The organism is Pseudomonas gessardii (assembly GCF_001983165.1).
Lineage (GTDB): Bacteria > Pseudomonadota > Gammaproteobacteria > Pseudomonadales > Pseudomonadaceae > Aquipseudomonas > Aquipseudomonas gessardii.
The window spans coordinates 36,435-59,494 of sequence record NZ_MNPU01000037.1; the positions used below are offsets into that span (position 1 = coordinate 36,435).

Annotated in this window: 23 protein-coding genes and 2 pseudogenes; 14 read left to right on the forward strand and 11 right to left on the reverse strand. The window is 55.5% G+C overall.

Annotated features, from left to right (window positions below; all coding sequences use genetic code 11):
• Positions 1–131: 131 nt before the first annotated feature.
• Entirely contained in the window at positions 132–791 is a 660-nt protein-coding gene (locus BLL38_RS21540; RefSeq protein WP_076964261.1) for a glutathione S-transferase family protein, read from the reverse strand.
• Between the two features lie 126 nt (positions 792–917).
• Here BLL38_RS21540 and BLL38_RS21545 point away from each other — a divergent pair, with 126 nt between their 5' ends.
• The 3 genes from BLL38_RS21545 to BLL38_RS21555 all read left to right on the forward strand — a co-directional run bounded on the left by BLL38_RS21545 (position 918) and on the right by BLL38_RS21555 (position 4,614).
• The gene (locus BLL38_RS21545; protein ID WP_032856903.1) at positions 918–1,202 is read left to right on the forward strand and encodes a hypothetical protein; all 285 of its coding nucleotides are present in this window, start codon (positions 918–920) and stop codon (positions 1,200–1,202) included.
• Positions 1,203–1,351: 149 nt separating this feature from the next.
• Positions 1,352–1,606 (forward strand): TIGR02647 family protein, encoded by a 255-nt coding sequence (locus BLL38_RS21550; protein ID WP_057440483.1) that lies wholly within the window; start codon positions 1,352–1,354, stop codon positions 1,604–1,606.
• 167 nt (positions 1,607–1,773) lie between these two features.
• Entirely contained in the window at positions 1,774–4,614 is a 2,841-nt protein-coding gene (locus BLL38_RS21555) for a class I adenylate cyclase (protein WP_076964262.1), read from the forward strand.
• Here BLL38_RS21555 and rnk read toward each other — a convergent pair.
• The 3 genes from rnk to cyaY form a co-directional block, all read right to left on the reverse strand.
• Complete coding sequence (gene rnk / locus BLL38_RS21560; RefSeq protein ID WP_057444204.1) at positions 4,611–5,021, reverse strand: nucleoside diphosphate kinase regulator; 411 nt, start codon at positions 5,019–5,021, stop codon at positions 4,611–4,613. The genes BLL38_RS21555 and rnk overlap by 4 nt on opposite strands.
• 144 nt (positions 5,022–5,165) lie before the next feature.
• The gene (locus tag BLL38_RS21565) at positions 5,166–5,384 is read right to left on the reverse strand and encodes a DUF1289 domain-containing protein (protein ID WP_032856898.1); all 219 of its coding nucleotides are present in this window, start codon (positions 5,382–5,384) and stop codon (positions 5,166–5,168) included.
• Between the two features lie 2 nt (positions 5,385–5,386).
• The gene (cyaY, locus tag BLL38_RS21570) at positions 5,387–5,719 is read right to left on the reverse strand and encodes an iron donor protein CyaY (RefSeq protein WP_076964263.1); all 333 of its coding nucleotides are present in this window, start codon (positions 5,717–5,719) and stop codon (positions 5,387–5,389) included.
• 239 nt (positions 5,720–5,958) lie between these two features.
• Here cyaY and lptM point away from each other — a divergent pair, with 239 nt between their 5' ends.
• The 6 genes from lptM to BLL38_RS21600 are packed head-to-tail and all read left to right on the forward strand — an operon-like array spanning position 5,959 to position 10,544.
• A complete protein-coding gene (gene lptM / locus BLL38_RS21575) occupies positions 5,959–6,120 on the forward strand; it encodes an LPS translocon maturation chaperone LptM (RefSeq protein ID WP_076964264.1) in 162 nt (53 codons plus the stop codon).
• A gap of 9 nt (positions 6,121–6,129) precedes the next feature.
• Entirely contained in the window at positions 6,130–7,377 is a 1,248-nt protein-coding gene (gene lysA, locus BLL38_RS21580; protein ID WP_076964265.1) for a diaminopimelate decarboxylase, read from the forward strand.
• A 3-nt stretch (positions 7,378–7,380) separates the two neighbouring features.
• Positions 7,381–8,211, forward strand: coding sequence for a diaminopimelate epimerase (dapF, locus tag BLL38_RS21585; protein WP_076964266.1), 831 nt, complete (start codon positions 7,381–7,383; stop codon positions 8,209–8,211).
• A 13-nt stretch (positions 8,212–8,224) separates the two neighbouring features.
• On the forward strand, positions 8,225–8,950 hold the full coding sequence (locus BLL38_RS21590) for a DUF484 family protein (protein ID WP_076964267.1): 726 nt from the start codon (positions 8,225–8,227) through the stop codon (positions 8,948–8,950).
• 2 nt (positions 8,951–8,952) lie between these two features.
• Positions 8,953–9,852, forward strand: a complete 900-nt coding sequence (gene xerC, locus BLL38_RS21595; RefSeq protein ID WP_076964268.1) for a tyrosine recombinase XerC — start codon at positions 8,953–8,955, stop codon at positions 9,850–9,852.
• Positions 9,849–10,544 (forward strand): HAD family hydrolase, encoded by a 696-nt coding sequence (locus tag BLL38_RS21600; protein WP_076964269.1) that lies wholly within the window; start codon positions 9,849–9,851, stop codon positions 10,542–10,544. Before xerC ends, BLL38_RS21600 begins: the two co-directional genes overlap by 4 nt.
• A gap of 123 nt (positions 10,545–10,667) precedes the next feature.
• On the opposite strand, the gene sutA is transcribed toward BLL38_RS21600, so the two are convergent.
• The 4 genes and pseudogenes from sutA to glnK all read right to left on the reverse strand — a co-directional run bounded on the left by sutA (position 10,668) and on the right by glnK (position 13,219).
• The gene (gene sutA, locus BLL38_RS21605; RefSeq protein ID WP_076964270.1) at positions 10,668–10,991 is read right to left on the reverse strand and encodes a transcriptional regulator SutA; all 324 of its coding nucleotides are present in this window, start codon (positions 10,989–10,991) and stop codon (positions 10,668–10,670) included.
• Positions 10,992–11,094: 103 nt separating this feature from the next.
• Positions 11,095–11,256 (reverse strand): annotated as a pseudogene (locus tag BLL38_RS21610) (YjbQ family protein); the annotation flags it as partial.
• Between the two features lie 252 nt (positions 11,257–11,508).
• The gene (locus tag BLL38_RS21615) at positions 11,509–12,846 is read right to left on the reverse strand and encodes an ammonium transporter (RefSeq protein WP_076964271.1); all 1,338 of its coding nucleotides are present in this window, start codon (positions 12,844–12,846) and stop codon (positions 11,509–11,511) included.
• Positions 12,847–12,880: 34 nt separating this feature from the next.
• Positions 12,881–13,219, reverse strand: coding sequence for a P-II family nitrogen regulator (glnK, locus tag BLL38_RS21620; RefSeq protein ID WP_002555808.1), 339 nt, complete (start codon positions 13,217–13,219; stop codon positions 12,881–12,883).
• Between the two features lie 421 nt (positions 13,220–13,640).
• Between glnK and BLL38_RS21625 the strand changes: the two genes are divergently transcribed.
• The 4 genes and pseudogenes from BLL38_RS21625 to drt3b all read left to right on the forward strand — a co-directional run bounded on the left by BLL38_RS21625 (position 13,641) and on the right by drt3b (position 18,502).
• Positions 13,641–13,901, forward strand: a complete 261-nt coding sequence (locus tag BLL38_RS21625) for an accessory factor UbiK family protein (protein WP_076964272.1) — start codon at positions 13,641–13,643, stop codon at positions 13,899–13,901.
• Between the two features lie 223 nt (positions 13,902–14,124).
• A pseudogene (locus tag BLL38_RS21630) lies at positions 14,125–15,033 on the forward strand (YifB family Mg chelatase-like AAA ATPase); the annotation flags it as partial.
• A gap of 261 nt (positions 15,034–15,294) precedes the next feature.
• Positions 15,295–16,518 (forward strand): antiviral reverse transcriptase Drt3a, encoded by a 1,224-nt coding sequence (drt3a, locus tag BLL38_RS21635; RefSeq protein WP_076964273.1) that lies wholly within the window; start codon positions 15,295–15,297, stop codon positions 16,516–16,518.
• Positions 16,511–18,502 carry an antiviral reverse transcriptase Drt3b gene (gene drt3b, locus BLL38_RS21640; protein WP_076964274.1) on the forward strand — a complete coding sequence of 664 codons (1,992 nt, stop codon included), beginning with the start codon at positions 16,511–16,513 and terminating at the stop codon, positions 18,500–18,502. The genes drt3a and drt3b overlap by 8 nt, the downstream gene beginning before the upstream one ends.
• A 283-nt stretch (positions 18,503–18,785) precedes the next feature.
• Here drt3b and BLL38_RS21645 read toward each other — a convergent pair.
• A protein-coding gene (locus BLL38_RS21645) for an IS3 family transposase (protein ID WP_207303160.1) occupies positions 18,786–19,921 on the reverse strand; the annotation gives its coding sequence in 2 pieces (ribosomal slippage) (positions 18,786–19,669 and positions 19,669–19,921; 1,137 coding nt in all).
• Between the two features lie 671 nt (positions 19,922–20,592).
• Between BLL38_RS21645 and BLL38_RS21660 the strand changes: the two genes are divergently transcribed.
• Positions 20,593–20,880 carry a helix-turn-helix domain-containing protein gene (locus BLL38_RS21660; protein ID WP_076964284.1) on the forward strand — a complete coding sequence of 96 codons (288 nt, stop codon included), beginning with the start codon at positions 20,593–20,595 and terminating at the stop codon, positions 20,878–20,880.
• A 6-nt stretch (positions 20,881–20,886) separates the two neighbouring features.
• Here the strand turns inward: BLL38_RS21660 and BLL38_RS21665 are convergent, their stop codons facing one another.
• Positions 20,887–21,288 carry a TetR/AcrR family transcriptional regulator gene (locus tag BLL38_RS21665; protein WP_130898253.1) on the reverse strand — a complete coding sequence of 134 codons (402 nt, stop codon included), beginning with the start codon at positions 21,286–21,288 and terminating at the stop codon, positions 20,887–20,889.
• A partial coding sequence (locus BLL38_RS31140; RefSeq protein ID WP_165448672.1) for a hypothetical protein occupies positions 21,281–23,060 on the reverse strand: 1,780 nt, incomplete at its 5' end. The genes BLL38_RS21665 and BLL38_RS31140, both read right to left, overlap by 8 nt.

The window sequence follows — 23,060 nt, forward strand, 5'->3', positions numbered from 1 at the left end:
CCTTCAATCCACCTCGGTCAAAATGTGGGAGCTGGCTTGCCTGCGATAGCATCACCTTAGTGTCACTGACACACCGAGGTGCCTGCATCGCGGGCAAGCCCAGCTCCCACACAAGCCCGCTCCCACATTTATCACTTCTTCGCCGCGATCATCGCCATGAAGGCCGGCATCGCCGCCTCCTTGTCCGCCGCCACTCGCTGGGCGTTGGGCAGGTCTTGCAGCGTCTTCAGCAAGGCCTTGGCCTGCGGCAACTCAGCCAGCAGATCCAGGCCAAACAGCTTCCCACCGACGGCACATGCCAAGTCCACGCTGTACATGAAGTACAGGTCGGCCAGGGTAAAACTCTCCCCCGCCACATACGGCGCAAACTTGCCGTGCCGGCCCAGCGAAGCAACCCCCAACAGCAACTCGGCCCTGGCCTTGTCCTTGATCGCTTCCGGCACCGTCATGCCAAAGAACGCCTCGGCATAGCAGGTCCGGGCCGGCAGCTCGATGTACAACTCGATTTCCCTGCACAACGCCAACACCTGGGCACGCTGGAATGCATCGCCTGGCAGCAGGGCCGGGCCCGACTGGGTCTGTTCGAGGTATTCGAGAATCACGCCGGTTTCGTTGATAAAGCCTTTTTCGACCTTGAGCACCGGCACCTTGCCACGTGGGCTCACCGCCAGTGCTTCAGGGGTTTGCCCGGCATAAAACGGCACCTCCTCAAAGGGCAGGCCCTTTTCCAGGAGCGCCAGCTTGACCATGTTGTAGTAGTTACTGACCGAAAATCCGTAGAGCTTAAGCATCACAAAGCCTCCAGGCCGTGCAGAGGGTTGGCTGGGTAGGTTATAGAACGAGATGAGCCGCCTGGCTAGCAGCATCACCTGGCTGAATGGGGGTAGACTGGCGCCCTTTCCTGACAGGAGGCTGCCATGAGCGAGCCAACCGATATCGACAACGACGAAGAAGAGTTCGCCGAATCCACCTTGACCCAAGCGATCGAAAACCAGATCGAAAGCGACAACCCGCCGGCGGCCAAGGCCACGTTCAACAAGCTGACCCTGGTGGGCTACGAGCGCGAAGACATCCTGAACCTGATGGCTCATGTGCTGGCCGTGGAAATCGACGCAATGCTGGAAGAAGACCGGCCGTTCAATACCGACTGGTATGAAACCGCCCTGCGCGCCCTGCCAGAGCTGCCGCCAGAAAACCAGTAACTGCCCGGTATCGCCATCGCCGGCAAGCCGGCTCCTGCAGGAGTGCGGCTTGCCCCCCCTGTGTCCATATCGCACTGGACAGTTCGCCCAAGTACGTTCACCTTAGGGGCTGCTAGCGTCTGACAATTCCTAGAACGTCTGGAGTCCTTATGTCGTATACCCCTGAGTTGGTTGCCGAACTGGAAATCCTTGCACTTTTCAACCTGGGCAGCTCCCAGGAAGGCCTGAAAGTCCATCAGACCGCCGCTCCCACTGCCATTGCTGCTGCCAAGCGCCTGTTCGAGAAAAAACTGATCGACCAGCCAGATGGCGGCTACCTGACCAGCCTGGGCCGCGACGCAGCAGAACAAGCGCAAACATTGCTGACTATCCTGACCACCGCCACCACCAAAGAAGCCGCCTGACACTCTGTATCGCCCACGGGATCCTCGGTTCACGGATTCCGCGGGCACGCCTGCGCACGCGATAGAATTCTGGCGCCAAAAACAAATTCCCCTTAAGCCTCCTACGATTCTGTCTGTAAACTCCTACACGGCGGCCCACGCCGGGCCTGTGAGCCGTTGAGTTCGACATGACCAGTACCCATGAAATCCGCCCTGACTTGGATGAAGGCATTGACCGCAAGGTACTGGCCCAACTGCGCTCGCGTTTCCTGACCCTCAATGCCGGCCGCATGGCCCGGGCTGTCGAAGGCCTGACACCGCGCCAGCAAAGCGTGCTGGCGCTGCTGCCGCTGTTTTTCCACGTCAATCACCCGCTGCTGCCGGGCTATGTCTCGGGCAGTACCCCGGCCGGGTTGTCGAATTTTGAACCGGACGCCCAGGTCCTGGCCGAAGCCCAGCGCCTGACCCGCTCGTTCTCCTACAAGCCACGCCATGGCAACCCGCCCACCCCGATCCACGGCCTGTTCCTGATGGGCAGCCTCGGCACGCTGGCCCAGGCCGACCAGAGCGATATGGACGTGTGGGTGTGCCACGCCGACAACCTGAGCGAGGCCGAGCTGGGCGAGTTGCGCAAAAAGTGCCAGTTGCTGGAGGCCTGGGCCCTGACCATGGGCGCCGAGGCGCACTTTTTCCTGGTCGAACCGAGCCGTTTTGCACTGGGTGATCGCGATACCCTGCTCAGTTCGGATGACTGCGGCACCAGCCAGCACTATCTGTTGCTCGACGAGTTCTACCGCACCGCTATCTGGCTGGCCGGGCGCACACCGATCTGGTGGCTGGTGCCGGTCTACGAAGAGGCGCGCTACGCCGAATTTACCCACACGCTGATCTCCAAACGCTTTATCCGCGCCGACGAAACCCTCGACCTCGGGCACCTGGCCCACATCCCACCGGGAGAATTTATCGGCGCCGGCCTGTGGCAGTTGTTCAAGGGCATCGAGTCACCCTATAAGTCGGTGCTCAAGCTGTTGCTCACCGAGGTGTATGCCAGCGAACACCCCAGGGTGCAGTGCCTGAGCCTGCGCTTCAAACGGGCGGTATTCGCCAACCAGCTGGATCTGGATGAGCTGGACCCGTACATCGTGGTCTACCGCCGCATCGAGGAATACCTGCGCGGGCGCAACGAGCCCGAACGCCTGGAACTGGTGCGGCGCAGCCTGTACCTGAAGGTCAACCGCAAGCTCACCACCGGCCAGCGCACCGCCGGTTGGCAACGCGCACTGCTGGAGCGTCTGGCCAATGAATGGGGCTGGGACCCACGGCAACTGGCCCTGCTCGACAGCCGCAGCCAATGGAAAGTGCGCCAGGTTGCGTCCGAACGCCGGGCCCTGGTCAACGAGCTCAATTACAGCTATCGCTTCCTGACCCAGTTCGCCCGCACCGAACAGACCGTGAGCCTGATCAACAAGCGCGACCTCAATGTGCTGGGCCGACGCCTGTATGCCGCCTTTGAACGCAAGGCCGGCAAGGTCGAGTTCATCAACCCCGGGATTGCCCCGGACCTGGCCGAAGACACCCTCACCCTGGTCCACTCACCCAACCGCAAAGAGCCGGGCCAGTCCCATTGGGGCCTGTATAACGGCAGCCTGACCGCCCTGGAATGGGAGCACTTTGCACCGATCAAACGCAGCCGCGACCTGCTGGAGATGCTCACCTGGTGCCATCGCAACGGCGTGATCGACAGCAGCACGCGCCTGGCCCTGCATCCGGGCACCAGCGACTTGAGCGAGTTCGAGCTGTTCAACCTGCTGGGCAGCCTGCAACAGACCCTCGCCCTGCCCCTGGCCATGGTCGATGAGGAGTGCTTGCTGCGCACGGCGATACCCGATGAAGTGCTGTTGCTGATCAACGTCGGGGTCGACCCGCTCAAGCATCACCGCGACTTGAATATCCTGATGACCACCGAGCGCACCGACTCCCTGAGTTACGCAGGCGTGCGGGAAAACCTGGTCCTGACCCTGGACCAGGTGACACTCAACAGCTGGAACGAGGTGATGGTCAGCCGCTACGACGGCCCCCACGCCCTGCTCGACTGCCTGCGCGACTACCTGAACCAATTGCCGCGCAACCAACTGCCACGGCTGCGGGTGCGCTGCTTTTGTCATAACCGCGCACAGTTTATCGCCCAGCGTGTGGAAGAGATTTTCGACACCGCGCAACACCTGATGCTCAGCCAGCTCAACCACCGCTACCTGATCCAGGTGCAGCAGCACTATCACGTCATGGAGCTGGCGCCAGGGCAAGCCAATCATGTGTCACTGGCCAGCCAGCAGGCGCTGGTGGACTACCTCAGTGAAGAACTGGCCAGCTACAGCCCGCTGCACCTGGACGCCATGGCCCTGGAAGACCACGACCTGGCGATCTTGCTGCCCATGGGCCAGGCGGACTGTGTGCAGGTGTTCTATCGCATCAACGACGGCTTCGCCGAGCTCTATGTGCTCGACGAGTTCAACGCCCTCTGGCAACAGCGCCTGCCGTTTCATGATGAGCAGAGCTTGCTCGCCCCGTTGCAGCGCTTCCTGCAATCGATCATCTATCGTCGGGACGCCCTGTCACCGCTGGACCCGCAGCAGCCACTAGGGGCCGTGCAGACGTTGTATTACCAACTGTTGCCATCGGCAGGCGGCCGCGCCCGTCGGGTCGAGCCACGACCTGCCCCCCAGGTCCCGGCCAACAAACCGTTCTACGATGTGCAGGCGATTATCGGCAAGGGCGCGCCAGGCCAGGTGGGGATTACCCTGTACTGCAATCAGCGGGAGTTTTGCGAACTGGAATTTGGCGACCAGCTGTTTGCGGTGGTCGCCCAGGAGATCGTCGGGCAGCGCCGGGAAACCGAACGCTATCGTTGCTACATCACCGATCTGGACCTATCCGGCCTGCTTGGCGATGTTCAAGGCCCGAGCAATCTGTACCTGCGCTACAAAGCCGAATTGGAGCAGGCGCTCAACCAGGCCTTGAATCAGATTTAAAGTGTAAACGCGCCGCCGTCCTTGGGCTGGCCTTCGACACTCAGCAGCTCAAGCTTGAGGGTCTTGCCGCCCGGAGCCGGCCAATCGATATGCTGGCCAACCTGCAGGCCCAGCAACGCACTGCCCACCGGGGCCAGGATCGAGATCTTGCCTTCGTCGGCATTCGCATCCTTGGGGTAGACCAGGGTCAGGTGATAGTCCTTGCCGCTGCTTTGCTCACGGCAATGCACGCTAGAGTTCATGGTCACGACGCCCGCAGGCACTTCATCGTGGCCAACCACGTCTTCGGCACGGTCAAGTTCGGCTTGCAGGGCGATGACGCCTGGCAATTTGTCGTCCATACGGTCGATCAGTTGCTCAAGACGTTGCACATCGAGACGGGTGAGGATGATGGAAGGTGCAGTCATGATTGCGGCAGACTCCTTTTTTTTCTGCACAAAAAAGCAAAACCCCGCCAATAAACGGCGGGGTTCTCACGGACCTCGATGAGTTGAGGTATACCCGGACACTACCACAGCACAACAAATAAACAAGATGGACCGGTCTGAAGCTCAGGCGCCAGCCTTGCGTTGCTCGGCCTGGGCGACAATCACCCGGCGCCGTTGATCGTCGGCAGAGCGCCATTCCCGGATATCTTCCACGTGCCGGAAGCAGCCGAGGCAGACTTTTTGCTCATCCAGCCGACACAAACTGATACAAGGTGACGGCACCGCCGGGCTGACATTGCTGAACAGCGGCTTGGGCGCACGGGCGGGAGCGGGCTGGGTCACGATCAAATCTCGTCGAAGTCCAGCTCGACGCCGGCCTGTTCCAGGGTGAGGCGTGCAAGCATTTCGCTCAACAGCTCGTCACTGGTGTCATGCGACCAGCGTTTTTCTTCTTCGTCATAGTCAAAGTGAAAACCGCCAGAGCGCGCCGCCAGCCACAACTGACGCAGCGGCTCCTGGCGGCTGAAGATCAATTGGCTGCCGTTCTCGAACTTGACGGTCAACACGCCTGCAGAATTTTCCAGATCCACGTCCAGGCCACTCTCGTCGAAAATATCCTCCAGCGCTTGCTGGGTCGCATCGACCAGGTCGTGAAAGCGGGCTTCGGTCAAACTCATGGTGGGAACCTCAAAAAGTGTCTACTCACGCTCAAGCGCCGCACGATACGGAGGCGCCATGATGATTGCAAAGGATACCGATTTCATTCCCACCAGCCGCGTGAAATATCCCAGAGTGATGTAGGCCACTTCACGACATACTCGGCAAAGCCCCGCCGGACGGGTGTCCCGGCGCATAGGCAAGCTGGCGGGTGGTCGGTATACTCGGGCGCAATTAATGCATATTCAAGGATTTAGCCATGAAGCGCCTGATCTCTTCCCTTGCTGCGCTCGTCGCGGTCGCTTGCCTCGTCAGTGCCTGTGGTCAAAAAGGCCCGCTGTACCTGCCCGATGACAGCAAAGACCCGAATGAACAGGCAAAAACCTCGCAATCCAAAGCGCACAAGCACGACACCTACTAAGGGATCACCATGGACGCTTTTAACTACCGGGACGGCGAGCTGTTCGCGGAAGGTGTCGCGCTGTCTGCCATTGCCGAGCGCTTTGGTACCCCGACCTACGTGTACTCCCGCGCCCATATCGAAGCGCAATACCGCACCTTCGCCGATGCGCTGGAAGGCACGCCAAGCCTGGTGTGCTACGCCGTAAAAGCCAACTCCAACCTGGGTGTACTCAATGTCCTGGCGCGCCTGGGCGCTGGTTTTGACATTGTGTCCCGGGGCGAGCTGGAGCGTGTGCTGGCCGCTGGCGGCCAGGCCGACAAAATCGTGTTCTCCGGTGTCGGCAAGAGCCGCGAAGACATGCGCCGCGCCCTGGAAGTGGGCGTGCATTGCTTCAACGTCGAATCCACCGACGAGCTGGAGCGCCTGCAAGGGGTGGCCGCCGAGATGGGCGTGCGTGCGCCGATCTCCCTGCGCGTCAACCCGGATGTGGATGCCGGTACCCACCCGTACATTTCCACCGGTCTCAAAGAGAACAAGTTCGGCATCGCCATTGCCGACGCCGAAGACGTGTACATCCGCGCCGCCCAACTGCCGAACCTGGAAGTGCTGGGCGTGGACTGCCATATCGGTTCGCAACTGACCAGCCTGCCACCGTTCCTCGATGCCCTCGACCGCCTGCTGGCGCTGATCGACCGCCTCGGCGAGTGCGGCATCTACCTGCACCACATCGACCTCGGTGGTGGCGTGGGCGTGCGTTATCGCGACGAAGAGCCGCCACTGGTGGCCGACTACATCAAGGCCGTACGCCAGCGCACCGAAGGCCGCGACCTGACGCTGATGTTCGAGCCGGGCCGCTATATCGTCGCCAATGCCGGCGTACTGCTGACCCAGGTCGAGTACCTCAAGCACACCGAATACAAGGATTTCGCCATCGTCGATGCGGCGATGAACGATTTGATCCGCCCGGCGCTGTACCAGGCCTGGATGAACGTCACCGCCGTGACACCGCGTAACAGCGAAGCACGCGCCTACGACATCGTCGGCCCGATCTGCGAAACCGGCGACTTCCTGGCCAAGGACCGTGAACTGGCCCTGGCAGAAGGCGACCTGCTGGCCGTGCATTCGGCCGGCGCCTATGGGTTTGTCATGAGTTCCAACTACAACACCCGCGGGCGTACCGCCGAAGTGTTGGTGGACGGTGATCAAGCGTTTGAAGTGCGTCGCCGCGAGACGGTAGCCGAGTTGTTTGCTGGCGAAAGCCTGCTGCCGGAGTAAGCCATGCTGCTGCGTTTTACCAAGATGCACGGGCTGGGCAATGACTTCATGGTCCTTGACCTGGTCAGCCAGCATGCGCACATCCTGCCCAAGCACGCCAAGCTGTGGGGCGATCGCCATACCGGTATCGGCTTCGACCAGTTGCTGATCGTCGAGGCGCCGAGCAACCCGGAGGTGGACTTCCGCTACCGGATCTTTAACTCCGACGGCTCCGAAGTGGAGCAATGCGGCAACGGCGCACGCTGCTTCGCCCGTTTTGTGCTGGACAAGCGCCTGACCGCCAAACGGCAGATTCGCGTCGAGACCAAAAGCGGCATTATCGAGCTGGATATCCGCAGCGACGGCCAGATCAGCGTCAACATGGGCGCCCCGCGCCTGGTGCCGGCCGACATTCCGTTCCAGGCCGATGCCCAGGCCTTGAGCTATCCGCTGGATGTCGACGGCACCGTGGTCGAGGTGGCCGCCGTGTCCATGGGCAACCCCCATGCGGTGCTGCGGGTCAACGACATCAACAATGCGCCGGTGCATGAGCTGGGGCCGAAGATCGAACATCACCCGCGCTTTCCGGCACGGGTCAATGTCGGCTTCCTGCAGGTCATCGACCGCTCCCGTGCGCAATTGCGGGTGTGGGAGCGCGGCGCCGGGGAAACCCAGGCCTGTGGCACCGGTGCGTGCGCCGCCGCCGTGGCCGCGATCAGCCAGGGCTGGATGGACTCGCCCCTGTTGATCGACCTGCCCGGCGGACGCCTGTCCATCGAATGGGCAGGCCCCGGCCACCCGGTAAAAATGACCGGCCCGGCATCCCGTGTATACGAAGGACAGGTCCGTCTATGAGAGCGACTCGCCAATGACCGATAAGCCCCAGGCACCCGCCAAGCAGCCCGAAGCATCCCCTTGCGCAAGCCTGGAGGCAGCGGCCGTCGCCGCTTACCTGGAGGCTAACCCGGACTTCTTCGTCGAACACGACGAGTTGCTGCCGGCCTTGCGCATTCCCCATCAGCGTGGCGATACCGTGTCGCTGGTGGAACGGCAGATGAAAATCCTGCGCGAGCGCAATATTGAAATGCGCCATCGACTCTCGCAGTTGATGGACGTGGCCCGCGACAACGACCGCCTGTTCGACAAGACCCGCCGCCTGATCCTCGCGCTGCTGGATGCTGGCAGCCTGGAAGACCTGACCATTGCCGTCGAAGACAGCCTGCGCCAGGACTTCCAGGTGCCGTTTGTCAGCCTGATCCTGTTCAGCGACAACCCGATGCCGGTCGGGCGCTGGGTCAAGGGCAGCGAGGCGCAGACCGCCATTGGCGGCCTGTTGTCGGAAGGCAAGACCATCAGCGGCACCCTGCGCGAGCATGAGCTGGACTTCCTGTTTGGCGAAGACCAGCGCGTGCAGATCGGCTCGACGGCCGTGGTCGCCCTCAGCCATCAAGGCTTGCACGGCGTGCTGGCCATCGCCAGCCGTGATCCGCAGCACTACAAGAGCACGGTCGGTACGCTGTTTTTGACCTACATTGCCGAAGTGCTGAGCCGCAGCCTGCCGCGCTTTACCAGCGCCCTGCGCGCGGTGCGCTAGCCATGGAACGGCAACTGGACGCCTACTGCGCTCACCTGCGCAGCGAGCGCCAGGTGTCTGCCCATACGCTGGAAGCCTATCGACGGGACTTGAACAAGGTCCTGGCGTTCTGCCAGAAACAACAGATCGGCAGCTGGAAGGCCCTTGATATCCAGGGCCTGCGCAGCCTGATTGCACGCCTGCACCAGCAGGGCCAATCCTCCCGCAGCCTGGCGCGCCTGCTGTCGGCGGTGCGCGGCCTGTATCACTACCTCAACCGCGAAGGCCTGTGCGACCACGACCCGGCCAACGGCCTGGCGCCGCCCAAGGGTGAGCGCCGCCTGCCCAAGACCCTGGATGCCGACCGCACTCTGCAATTGCTCGACGGCGCGGTCGAGGATGATTTCCTGGCGCACCGCGACCAGGCGATCCTGGAGCTGTTCTACTCCTCGGGCCTGCGCCTGTCGGAGCTGACCAGCCTCAACCTCGAACAACTGGACCTGGCCGATGGCCTGGTGCAAGTGCACGGCAAAGGCAGCAAGACCCGCGTGCTGCCCATCGGTAAAAAGGCCCGGGACGCCCTGCTGGTATGGCTGCCCCTGCGAGCCCTGGCCAACCCACCGGACGATGCGGTGTTTGTCAGCCAGCAAGGCCGACGCCTCGGGCCACGGGCCATTCAGTTGCGGGTCAAGGCGGCGGGCGAGCGGGAGCTGGGGCAAAACCTGCATCCGCACATGCTGCGCCACTCCTTTGCCAGCCACCTGCTGGAATCGTCACAAGACTTGCGCGCCGTGCAGGAACTGCTCGGCCACTCGGATATCAAGACCACCCAGATCTACACCCACCTGGACTTCCAGCACCTGGCGACGGTGTACGACAGCGCCCACCCTCGGGCCAAACGCGTTAAAGGCGGCGACTCATGAGCATCAAACTAATCACCTTCGACCTGGACGATACCCTGTGGGACAACGTCCCCGTCATCATCAGTGCCGAAGCATCGATGCGCCAATGGCTGGCGACCCATGCGTCCAAGGTCGGCGAGTTGCCCCTGGAGCATTTCGCCAGCTTGCGCCAGCAGGTGCTGCAACGTCATCCAGAGCTCAAGCACCGGATCAGCGTGCTGCGCCAACGGGTGCTGATGCACGCCTTTGAAGAGGCCGGCTACCCACAACCGCAGGCCACGGAAATGGCCGATGTATGCTTTGAAGCGTTCATTCATGCACGGCACCAGCTCACCGTCTTCCCGGAAGCCGAGCCGATGCTGCAAGCCCTGCGCCAGCACTTTTTGCTGGGGGTGATCACCAATGGCAATGCCGATGTGCAGCGCGTAGGCCTGGCGGATTACTTCCACTTCGCCCTGAGGGCCGAGGATATTGGCATCGCCAAGCCGGATGCACGCTTGTTCCAGGAGGCGCTGCAACGTGGCGGGGTGGATGCCGCTGCGGCGGTGCACATTGGCGACCATCCTGGCGATGACATCGCCGGGGCACAGCAGGCGGGGTTGCGAGCGGTGTGGTTCAACCCGACGGGCAAGGCTTGGGAAGGTGAAACGTTGCCGGATGCGCAGATTCGTAGCCTGGCCGAGTTGCCGGAGCTGCTGACCCGCTGGAAATGACACAAAACCCAATGTGGGAGCTGGCTTGCCTGCTCCCACATGGGTTTCGGCAGTGGCCATTTATTTCAGGCATGAAAAAACCCGCAGCGACGGCGGGCTTTTTCAGCAAGCAAGTAACCGGCCTCAGATAGGCCGACTGCCGTACTTGTTATCCGGCTTCTTCGGTGGGTCGGCCACCACGTTAGCCTCGACTTCCTGCACTTTGCCGCCTTTGGCGAGGAATTCTTCCATCGCGCGGGCCAGCGCATCGCGCTCTTTGTTCTTGGCTTCAACGCTCGGCAACTCGTCTACCGACACAGCCGCCTTGGCCTTACCCTTGGCGGTAGGGGCCGGTGCGTCCTCGCCACCATCGTCGTCAGCTACGTCTTCGGCTACCGCTTCCAGACCTTCTTCGGTTTCATCGTCACCTACTTCAAGGTCATCGTTTTCCAGATCATCGTCGCTCATGTTCTACCTCATGACTTGCGAAAAGCAGATTAGTTATAGCCCAGCTTCACCATCTGTCGAAGGCTGCCGGAAAAAAATCAACGTCCACCGGATAACCAGTGGCTTATGCCCCGTCACCGTGCAAGGTGCCGAGGGTTTTGCGAGCACCGTCATGATCACGCTGCTCGCCCAGATAAACGCTTTGCCATGTGCCCATTGCCAAGTGGCCGGCCTTGACCGGCAAACTCGGTTGGCGACCCGATAGGCTGCCCTTGAAATGACCCGGGGCCTGGCCCGCTGAGTAATCAGGGTCTGTCGCCATATACAGTTCTGCGCCCATCGGCGCGCATTCTAGCGCGCTCTGGGAAAAAACAAAGTGCCGAATACGCCTACATGCCTGTAAGACATTCGCACAGTGAAAACTGCCTTGTGGATCCGATCACAAACTCGACACAAAAAATCTCACAAGCCTTCACCACAGGCAAATACCAGACAAAAAAATGCCCGGCAAGCCGGGCATGTTTTTTTTCATACGTTCTTACAAGTTGTAGCCACGCTCGTTGTGCTCCGCCAGGTCCAGGCCCACGGCCTCTTCCTCTTCGGTTACACGCAAGCCAATGGTCAAGTCCAGCACCTTGAGAATCACAAAGGTCACGATACCGGTATAGATCACGGTGAAACCAACGCCCTTGGCCTGGATCCAGACCTGTGCGGCAATATCGGTCACCGTGCCGAAGCCACCCAGGATCGGCGCCGCGAATACGCCGGTCAGAATCGCCCCGACAATCCCGCCGACACCGTGTACACCGAAGGCATCCAGGGAGTCATCGTAGCCCAGCTTGCGCTTGAGGCTGGTGGCACAGAAGAAGCAGATCACGCCAGACGCCAGGCCGATCACCAGGGCCCCCATTGGGCCCACGGTACCGGCGGCCGGTGTAACAGCCACCAGGCCGGCCACCACACCCGAGGCGATACCCAGCGCGCTTGGCTTGCCGTGGGTAATCCACTCGGCGAACATCCAGCCCAAGGCCGCAGCAGCGGTGGCGATCTGGGTCACCAGCATCGCCATGCCGGCCGTGCCGTTGGCCGCTGCGGCGGAGCCGGCGTTGAAGCCGAACCAGCCGATCCACAGCATCGCCGCGCCGATCAGGGTGTAGCCCAGGTTATGCGGGGCCATTGGGGTGGTCGGGTAGCCTTTACGCTTGCCGAGCACGATGCACGCCACCAGGCCAGCCACACCGGCGTTGATATGCACCACGGTGCCGCCAGCGAAGTCCAGCACGCCCCAGTCCCACATCAGGCCGCCATTGCCGCTCCAGACCATGTGCGCGATCGGCGCATAGACCAGGGTGAACCAGATGGCCATGAACAGCAGCATCGCAGAGAACTTCATGCGCTCGGCGAACGCACCGACGATCAGCGCCGGGGTGATGATCGCGAAGGTCATCTGGAAGGTGATGAACACCGCTTCCGGGAACAGTGCCGCCGGGCCCGTGATGCTGGACGGGGTGACACCCGCCAGGAACGCCTTGCCCATGCCGCCGAAGAACGAGTTGAAGTTGACGACGCCCTGCTCCATGCCCGTGGTGTCGAACGCAATGCTGTAGCCGTAGACGACCCACAGGATGCTGATCAGACCGGTAATGGCAAAGCACTGCATCATCACGGAAAGAATGTTTTTGGAGCGGACCATGCCGCCGTAGAACAGCGCCAGGCCAGGGATGGTCATGAACAGCACCAATGCAGTGGCTGTCAGCATCCAGGCGGTGTCGCCGGAGTTGAGGACTGGCGCCGCCACTTCGTCTGCCGCCAAGGCCAGGCTGGGTATTACGATGGACAACAGGGCTCCTAGCCCTGCGAATTTACGCAGAGTCATATTGTTTTCTCCTGGGGCGTTGGGGTTTGGCGGCTTAGATTGCGTCGGTATCGGTTTCGCCGGTACGGATGCGGATAGCCTGTTCCAGATTGACCACGAAGATCTTGCCGTCACCGATCTTGCCGGTGTTGGCCGCCTTGGTTATCGCCTCGATAACCCGGTCAAGATCCTTGTCGTCAATGGCGACATCAATCTTCACCTTCGGCAGGAAATCGACCACGTATTCCGCACCGCGATACAGCTCGGTATGACCCTTCTGCCGACCGAAGCCCTTGACCTCGGTAACGGTAATGCCCTGCACGCCGATCTCGGACAGCGACTCGCGTACATCGTCCAACTTGAACGGCTTGATGATGGCAGTGACTAGCTTCATGAAAACTCTCTCCCGAATTGGTGGACTTGCCCCAGGAAAACAAACCCGTCTCAAGTCTAAGCGCAGTGCCTGGCTTTGTAACGCATCGTCGCCTCGGCAATTGCCATTGCGACGCCAGCCAACCGTTGGTAACGAAACATGTACCCTGATCCGTCAGCGCACTGCATTCGTCACAGCGACTGCATCAGTGCATGGGTCATGATCACCTAAGCAGAAACCTTGCCAGCTCCGTAAAAACAAACGAAATCAGCCCCTTGCCCGCTCCTGCCGGCCCATCGGGCTGTGTGGCGGCCTGGATACGCACAAAAACAGTGCAAACCTATTCCGCTCAATGCGCGAAAAACGTGCAGTTGCCAGCATGAAAAAGACTATAGCCACTGCGTGATACACTGCCGGCCAACTGTTTTCCGGAATGTTTCCCATGCTCGCGCCCAAAGACCTCCTCGACGCCCTGAGCGGCCACGCCTCTCGCCTGTTTAGCGGCGAAACCCCGCTGCCCCGCACTGAAATCGAAAGCCAGTTCAAGGCGTTGCTGCAAAGCGGGTTCAGCAAGCTGGACCTGGTCAGCCGTGAAGAATTCGACAGCCAGATGGTGGTCCTGGCCCGCACCCGTGCGCGGCTGGAGAGCCTGGAGGCGAAGGTGGCGGAGCTGGAAGCGCGGTTGAATCCCAGCGAGCAATAACACGCCGTACTTGTAGGAGCGAGCTTGCTCGCGAAAAACCTGAAAACGCCGCGTGCATCCAGAAGCCCCGCGTTATTGTTGACGTTTTTCGCGAGCAAGCTCGCTCCTACAGTAGGTTTCCTGCTGCCTTGGATACGTTCTGTAAAACCTCCACACGGCGCCTCCCCCGCCCTCGTCTACCCTTGAAAAACCGCAAAGCGGCCCTCCCTTTCAAGGAACGAGCATGTCCCTCGCCATCGTCCACAGCCGTGCCCAGATCGGCGTTGAAGCCCCCGCCGTCACGGTCGAAGTGCATATGGCCAATGGTTTGCCATCGCTGACGCTGGTGGGCCTGCCGGAGGCGGCGGTCAAGGAGAGCAAGGACCGGGTGCGCAGCGCCATTCTCAATAGCGCGCTGCAATACCCCGCGCGCCGCATCACCCTTAACCTGGCGCCCGCCGACCTGCCCAAGGACGGTGGGCGTTTTGACTTGGCGATTGCCCTGGGGATTCTCGCGGCCAGCGTGCAGGTGCCCGCGCTGGCGCTGGATGACGTGGAATGCCTTGGCGAACTGGCCCTGTCTGGCGAGGTGCGCGCGGTCAAAGGGGTGTTGCCGGCCGCGCTGGCGGCACGCAAGGCCGGGCGCAGCATGATCGTGCCCAGGGCCAATGCCGAGGAGGCGTGCCTGGCCTGCGGGTTGAAGGTGATTGCGGTGGATCATCTGCTGCAAGTGGTGGCGCACCTCAATGGCCTGGTGCCGATCGAGCCTTACACGTCCGACGGGTTGCTGTACCTGAACAAGCCTTACCCGGACCTGAGCGAGGTGCAGGGCCAGCTTGCCGCCAAGCGCGCCCTGCTGATTGCGGCAGCGGGTGCCCACAACTTATTGTTCAGCGGGCCACCCGGCACCGGCAAGACCTTGCTCGCCAGCCGCCTGCCCGGGCTGCTGCCGCCCTTGAGCGAACAGGAGGCACTGGAAGTGGCGGCGATCCAGTCGGTGGTCAGCCTCGCCCCCTTGAGCCACTGGCCCCAGCGGCCCTTTCGCCAGCCGCACCATTCGGCATCCGGGCCGGCGCTGGTGGGTGGCGGCTCGAAACCACAGCCAGGGGAAATCACCCTGGCCCATCACGGGGTGCTGTTTCTCGATGAGCTGAAGCTTAGGGCTACATGTCAACATGTGTACCCCAGAATTTCTGACCTTGAGTCGCGTTTCCTCACGTTTGGACCGCGCATCCCCCGGCCTACTCACGACTGCGTTGTGTAGTGGCTAACAGATAGCAAATCACCCTGCCCTTATGCCATGATCGGAATCGATTTATTGCGTTCGACGGTGCCATTAAAGGCAAACTGAAAACTCTGCCTCGAATGTCTAATTATAAATCGGTAGGAAATACCTATAGGCAGGGAGCGAGTAATGCTGAATCAACATTTTTCTTCTAAAAATTTCATGCGGCTTTTAACTAGGCAGGATATTTTCAGATATGACATGGGCACTGGTACCGACGACTACAGAGCAAAATTAACTACAGTTGAAGAAACTATAGGAAAAGACAGCTACGCCTTTTCAAGTTTTAAAAGAAAGAAGATGACGCATGGCGAAGTCATATCACCGGCATGCATTGTTGACGACTTCGCGTTAAGAAAGCTGAACGACAACATAAAACGTGTGTTCAGCATAAAGACCACGGACAGAAATAGTATATTGCCACAAATTAAAGTCCTTTTGAACGAAGGTGGCGAGTTTTGGTTGCGGAAATATGACATAGCCAAATTTTTTGAATCGATACCAGTAGGAAAAGTTCTTGATCTTGTCAGAAACGACTATCGGTTGTCATACGAATCAAAGAAGATCTTAAATAATCTATTTTGCAATCCAACAATAACAAAATCTGCAGGCCTACCACGCGGAATATCACTTAGCTCAACATTGTCCGAGCTGTATATGCGAGAATTTGACGCATTCTGCAGAAAACTTCCAAACTGCTATTTTTACACTCGATATGTTGATGACATTTTCATGCTTTTTCATGAGGACCCCGGGGATATCACGCCGAAACTTATCCTTCCGGATGGGCTTTTTTTCCAGCCGATAAAAACTCTAGAACTACACCATCAGCATAAAGGCCCGGTGAAGACAAGCGATGGCGGCTCAAGCGTAACGTACCTCGGATACGAATTTGACTTTAAATCTAACAGCAAGGATAAAGCTACAAAACTACAAGTAGGAATTGCCTCAAAAAAGATCAAGAAAATAAAAACGAGAATAATGCTTGCACTGTTTGACTACTGCCAAACTAAAAATTATCTCTTGCTCAAATCCAGACTTACGTTCCTTGCAAGCAACTACAATATCGGCAAAGACTCTGCGCGAGGAAAACTGTATGCAGGCGTCCATTTTAATCATCTGCTCGTAGATAAAGAGCGTTATGGCGATCTTACGGATATTGACAGTTTTTTGCGTAAAGCTATCTGCAGCGCGAAAGGTTCTTTAGGCCGAAAGCTTTCCCCTCTCCTGTCTGCGCCTGAGCGCCGAGAGCTTATGAAGATCTCCCTAATGCAGGGCTTCCAAAAGCAGATAGTAAGGGCATTTGCACCTGATCATCTCTTGGAAATAAAACGGATTTGGGCACATGTATAAACAGCCAAGCAACAAAGTTCGCATTAGAAAGAACGACGAATATAGGGCTATGTTGACGGAAACACTCCCTTATGAAGTCCCGATGCTTTTCTCCAATGAAGGTTTATATCTTGCCGCAAAAGACAAATTACTCTCCAAACTTAAGGAAGAACACGGTTTAGATATCTTCAACAACCAACCAACGATTCCATACAAATACAAAATACGTAAGAACTCATACGAATCGCGCGGCCTAGCTATAATGCACCCTGCTCAACAACTGGAGACGGGGTTATTCTATTCTCGTTATGATCACTTGATTGTCGGGCTATGCCAAAGAAGCCCCTTCTCCCTAAGGGCACCATGCTCGATTGCGAGCTACTATGTAGAGCGAGCGCTTTCTAGCAGCAATAATACTGGGAAAGATAATCATGTTGAAGAGGCAGCAGATGGGTTTGGGGTAGTACCCAACACAGGAACATCTTACTTTGCGTACAAAAAATTTCCTTTTCTTTTCCGTTATTACGATTCTTTGGAGTTTCTGCGATTAGAAAAGAAATTCAAACAACTAACGAAGATGGATATATCAGATTGTTTTAACCGAATTTACACCCATACCATTGCGTGGGCTGTAAAAAGCAAAGAGCATGCAAAGCGCAACAAGCAGCAGTCTTCTTTTGAAGCTAGCTTTGACAAACTAATCCAGAATGCTAACCACGGAGAAACCGCAGGCATTCTAATTGGTCCAGAAGTATCCCGCATATTCGCGGAGATAATACTTCAGAGAGTAGATCTTGACATAATTTCTAGAGCATCAAAACTCGGACTGCAATTGGATACCGACTACACCATCAGACGTTATGTAGATGATTACTTCATTTACACAAACACTTCTACGGCGCAAGATGCTTTAAAGAAACTTATTCCTGGCGCGCTTGCAGAATTCAAACTCGCTATCAACAATGGTAAGACTTCTGACCAGGTCAGACCGTACATCACCAGTACGTCAATATCGCGGCATAATATATCCATTAATATCGCTTCTTTTTTTAACAAGTACGTCGATTTCAAATCAGAACTAAATGAAGAGTCCGGCAAAAATTCAACCGTAATATTTCTGAAAGGAATTGATAACGTCACCGCTGCGGTTGTTCAGACAATAACTGCGGTTAAACGGTCGATCGGTGAGATGGGATCGTATGACGCAACAGCAAACTATTTCTTGGGAATGTTCAAAAAATTCTTATCTAGGATGATAGGCAAGAAGATAAAATCTGAAAACGATACCGCGCATAATGCACTATATTTTTTCTTAACAGCCATCATTGATATTGTTTTCTTCTATTACTCAATGACGCTACGCGTCAGACAGACGTACCAAATTTCGGAAATAATACTCATGATCGCCAAGATCATGAAGCCTCTTCCCGCAGATTTAAAAGATACACTCATTAGAAAAATTGTCGACGAAGGCCGATTAATTATTAACCAAGCGAATAACGACCTTCCCGAGCACAAAATAGAGGTGATGAACTTACTCATCGTGCTGCGAACATTTGGAGTTGAGTACGTTTTTGATATGCCGTTGTTATCAAGAACTTTCGAGTTTGATATCGGACCTGAACAGGAAATATCTATAAAGGAGAACTTTGACTATTTTCAGTTAGTTTTTTTACTATCTTATATAGGGGGTATACCAGCATTCGATAATTTAGTATCAACCGCTGTCGAGTTCTCCTCTGTTCGATTCCTCAGCAAAGGCTGGGCCGACGAAGCAGAAAATGTATTCATGTTTTTTGATCTGCTATCGTGCCCATATGTTTCACCCGCTGAGAAGCAAAAGATAGCGAAGCTAGCTTTGAGGCATATTTCAGAAAAAAACTTGAACGAACGTGCAAACAAATTAATTCAAGATGTTAGTTTGAGGACATGGTTTTTCGGGTGGACACAAACTGTAGATCTAGGTCTGGTTTTGAAGAAAAAAGAATTGCGCACGCCCTATTAACTATATAAGATAATTTTTGAGGACACGCAGGTCAGCTTGACCCAGGCCAGAGCTGTAATTTGGCGAATACGTGGAGTAGGAATTGGCAAAATTCGTAAGGATTAGTCGAAACCGAAAAACGCACCTAGACCATTCAAGCAGCCGATATGGGGCTCAGCACCATAGAAACTGCTGGTCGAAGGACACACGATGGGCCGTGCGTGCTCTCCCCTTCGGGGCCTCTTAATTATCTATTTCCTTATGAATGTTGGACTGCCCCCGGCATCGTAGACATTTTCCAGCCTCAAAGTGAGGCACTTTCAAAGGCCTCAGGACTGACGCCGCCCAGGTGACTGTGACGACGCGCTCGGTTGTAAAACGCCTCAATGTAATCGAATACGTCGGCACGGGCCATGTCCCGGGTTTTGTAGATCCTCTTGCGGATGCGTTCTTTTTTCAGGCTACTGAAAAAAGACTCAGCCACGGCATTGTCCCAGCAGTTTCCTCGGCGGCTCATACTCGGCTCGAGGTGGTTGGCCAGACAAAAACGTTTCCAGTCATCGCTACCATATTGGCTACCCTGGTCCGAATGCACGATGACTCTGGTTTTGGGTTTACGGCGCCATACCGCCATGAGCAGCGCGTCCAGCGCCAGCTCCTTGCCTAGCGTTGGCTTCATTGACCAGCCGACCACCTTGCGAGCGTAGAGATCCAGTACGACAGCCAGATATAGCCATCCCTGCCATGTTCGGATGTAAGTGATATCGGTCACCCAAGCCTTATTAGGGGCATCGACAGTGAAGGCCCGGTTAAGTCGATTGGGGGCAATGATCGATGGTCTGCCTTTGATTGCGCGCGGGGCTTTATATCCTCTGAGCGCCTTGATTTTATTGGTGCGCATCAGTGCCGCGACACGGTGCTTGCCGCAACTTTCTCCAGCCTCGCGCAAATCAGCAAACACCCTCCGTGCGCCATACACACCTCGACTGGCCGCATAGGAGTCGCGGATCAGCCCTAACAGCCGACCATTCTCTTTTTCGCGATCAGAAACAGGCTTGTGTAGCCATTGATAGAACCCGGCACGAGCAACTCGCAAAACCCGACACAGCGTAGTGATCGCGTATTGATCTCGGTGCTCGTTCATGAAGCGGTATTTCACTCGGGTTCCCTGGCGAAGTACCGCGCTGCTTTTTTTAATATGTCGCGCTCTTCTTCCAAGCGTCGCATTTGGGCTCGCAGCCGCAAAATCTCGCTTTTGGCTTCGAGCAACTCGCTGGCCTGTTTCTCGGTTTTGTCAGGCGTCACGGCTTTGACCCATTTGTAGAGGCTGTGGGTCGAAACGCCGAGGCGCTCGGCTGTTTCCGCAACGGAGTATCCGCGTTCAATAACTTGCCTCACGGCTTCTGCCTTGAATTCCGGCGTGAATCGTTGGGTGCTCATAAACTTCCTCCTATGCTCAAAGCATAGGCTGGAGATGTCTACGATGCCGGGGGCAGTCCAGCGAGCCTGGAGAGTGTCTAGAAAACCCGGGGCGATTCAGTAGTTAAGCCACAAATTATATTCTTCCTCATGCTCTAGAACATATACCTTTTCATTCCTATTGCGTAAATTAGCCGCTCGAACCGTACTAACCATAGGTCTTGGACCTCGTATTTCTCTCAGTCCGTCCTGCCCAATCCACATGCTATTAACAACAATATCTTTGCCCTGAACCTCCATTTCAAAATATGGGTCAGTCTACTGAGGAAGTCGCAAACGGCATATGGACTTTAGTACCGCATGTGCAATTTTATTAAACTGGCCATCGTCACACGATTCAATAACAAACTGAAAAGAAGAAAAACTTTTAAATCCAAGCAAAATCGAAATATGATTTACGCGATCAAACTCAGAGTAGTCATCAACATCTTGACCTATTCGAAGCTCTATGACGCTTCGAGTCAACTGACTACGCGCCAGGATGCTTTGAATCGGCTCCATTTAACCCCCTTCTATTAACACTGCTATCTTCGAAAATAGAATTGTCGATATATTTTTTATTAATACACTCTACAGAGTATAGCTCTTTTGTGCCGATGAGGGCTTCATCATTCCTTTTGCGAGAATGCAAATTGGAATTGAGCAAAGCCCTAGGTCAGGCACTGAAAGAATCGAGAATTAGCAAAGGCTTATCCCAAGAGCAAGTAGGGGCAAGCCAGAGCTACGTGAGCGATATTGAGAGGGGATTAAAAACGCTGTCTCTGGAAAAACTGGATGAATTCGCATCTGGCATCGGGGTGCATCCAATCACCATTCTTGCTAGGTGCTATCTAATCAAAGAAGAATCAATGAAACAGGAAGATGTGATTAACAGATTGCGACTAGAGTTGTCTTTAATAAACCAGACAAAGTCCGAATAATCACAGTTACTTCACTGTTTTGAGTTTTGGCTTATTGCCTTTAGCCAGTTGGCTTTGCAAGAATGCAATCTTTAGATCCTTCGATTCTTTCTCATCGTGCAGACGAGCATTCAATTCAGAAATCTCAATCATTTGCTCCGAGCAGATCCTTGTAAGAGCCGTTACCAAATCGCGTTGCTCTTCTAATTTTTGCCTTAGGATACTAAGTTTCAGGCCTTGCAGTTCAATGGGGGGAATTTCCTTTCGATCGTGGTCCGCTTTTAATTTGGCGATAATATCTGGATAGTATTTATAGAGCGACGATCTACTGACTCCTGACTCTGATGCTAGCAAAGTCACACTGACTTGAGTGTTTGACTTAAACAGATTAGACAGAGTGTTTATTATCTTCGCTCTAGTATTACTCACCTGCCGCCCTCCCAATATCACTCAATACTTCTTCCGCCTCTGCAAGGCGTGATTCAAGTATCAACTTTGCCTGTAAAGATATATTAGATTGCCTCAACAATCTGACGCTATCTTGCTTGTAGTTTTCCCACCAAAGATAGTGCTTTGGTGTAGCGAAAAAATTGGCGCATCCTTTGCAAACTACCGGGGACTTTACCGCAGGGTTGGGTTCCAGGCGACTGCCCTTACATGCGCTTGTCTCTTGTCTATACATACATACTCCCCACTGACATGGAACAAGCGTCGTCCCGCGAGCCAGAAGAATTTTTACTTCTTTTGAGGTTCTAAATTGCCCAACGAACTTACCAACAGAGCGACCGCCTATTTTTGCGCCTGGACTAAGATAGATATCATCTGGTGATAAACCTGCCAGCTCAGAAGCAATGGATTCCATTTCGACATTTAATTCCTCCCTTACTAATCGTCTAAATTCAGAATCTGGACTTGCATAACTGATGTCAACACTAAATGCAGAGGTGTGGGAATACTGCACTGCCAGATCACCTAGGGCAGTTCGATCTCGCTTAGCAACGAATCTTGCGAAGTGTTTTCGGCCCATGTGGGAATGTAGTTTACCCGACCAGCCTGTTTTTGATTCTAATCCTATAAAAATTCCGAAATCATTTAATCTTTTGTTGATCGTAGATCCCGAGACGACCACATATCCTTTCGTAGGCCTGAATGGCCATAGAGCGTTACCCGTTGTTACTAGCCATAGATTATTATGTCCACTTTTCAGTCGAGCCGGTTCCGATACCCTTTCCAAAATCTTAAATGCACCTTCCGCGGCGGGAGATAAAATCCACGGGTGATCGTCATCCTCGCCCCCATTACTCGCGTTCTGATAAGCATCAAATCGCTTTTTTGATCTCGGTGCAAAGTAATAGGGATATTCCCTACCCTCAATGTGTTCAACCCGTTTAATGCTCCCCATACCCGCTCGTCGTACTTCACTAACTCGAGCGCCTGACGTATAGCTTATAATAACAAAGCAAGCACTCAACAGATGCCTCAATAAAAACGCGATGTCTTGGGGTTTCGTTGCGTTTAGCCCGATAATAAACTTATTCGCGGCTTCGCTATTTGAAAATGATTCATCGGAAATAAATTTTCTAGCTGCTATTGAAACCTTTTTTTTGACGTAACTTGTTCCTCCCAGAGCAGCATCAACGCCGACGGTGTACTTAATAAAAATACGAATTATATCTTCAGCCATCAACTCAACAAAAGATATCGACTCCCGTAGAAGCATCAGACACACCGGCTCTGGAGGAGCTTCCCACTTTAAGGATAGCTTTAGACCGACAGAAATCCTCTTCCTATATTTTTCCGGAAAGGGATCTTCGATCAATCCATCATCAATATATCTGCCCAATCTATATATTTTGCTAACTATTCCCATACGCTGTTTGACAGTCGCCGCAGTGTTAAGCTCTCCACTCATACCATTTTTATGGTATCGATTGAACGCAGATTGTATTTGCCTAGCAGTTATTGTCGAAAGACGGTAATGCCCTTCGGCGTTCAAGTGCAATAAAAAATTTCGCACCCATATGATTTGGGTCTTTGATGTAGAAGGCGCATAGGAAATACCTCCTAGCCCCAACGTAAGCGCTCCATAAACCCCACCTTCAAATGACCCAAGTACGACCTGATGCTGTGCTCCCGATTTTCTTTCTGGAGCCAGCCCATGATGCGCCCCGATCCCAAGGTTAAAGCCGTTTATCTTTATC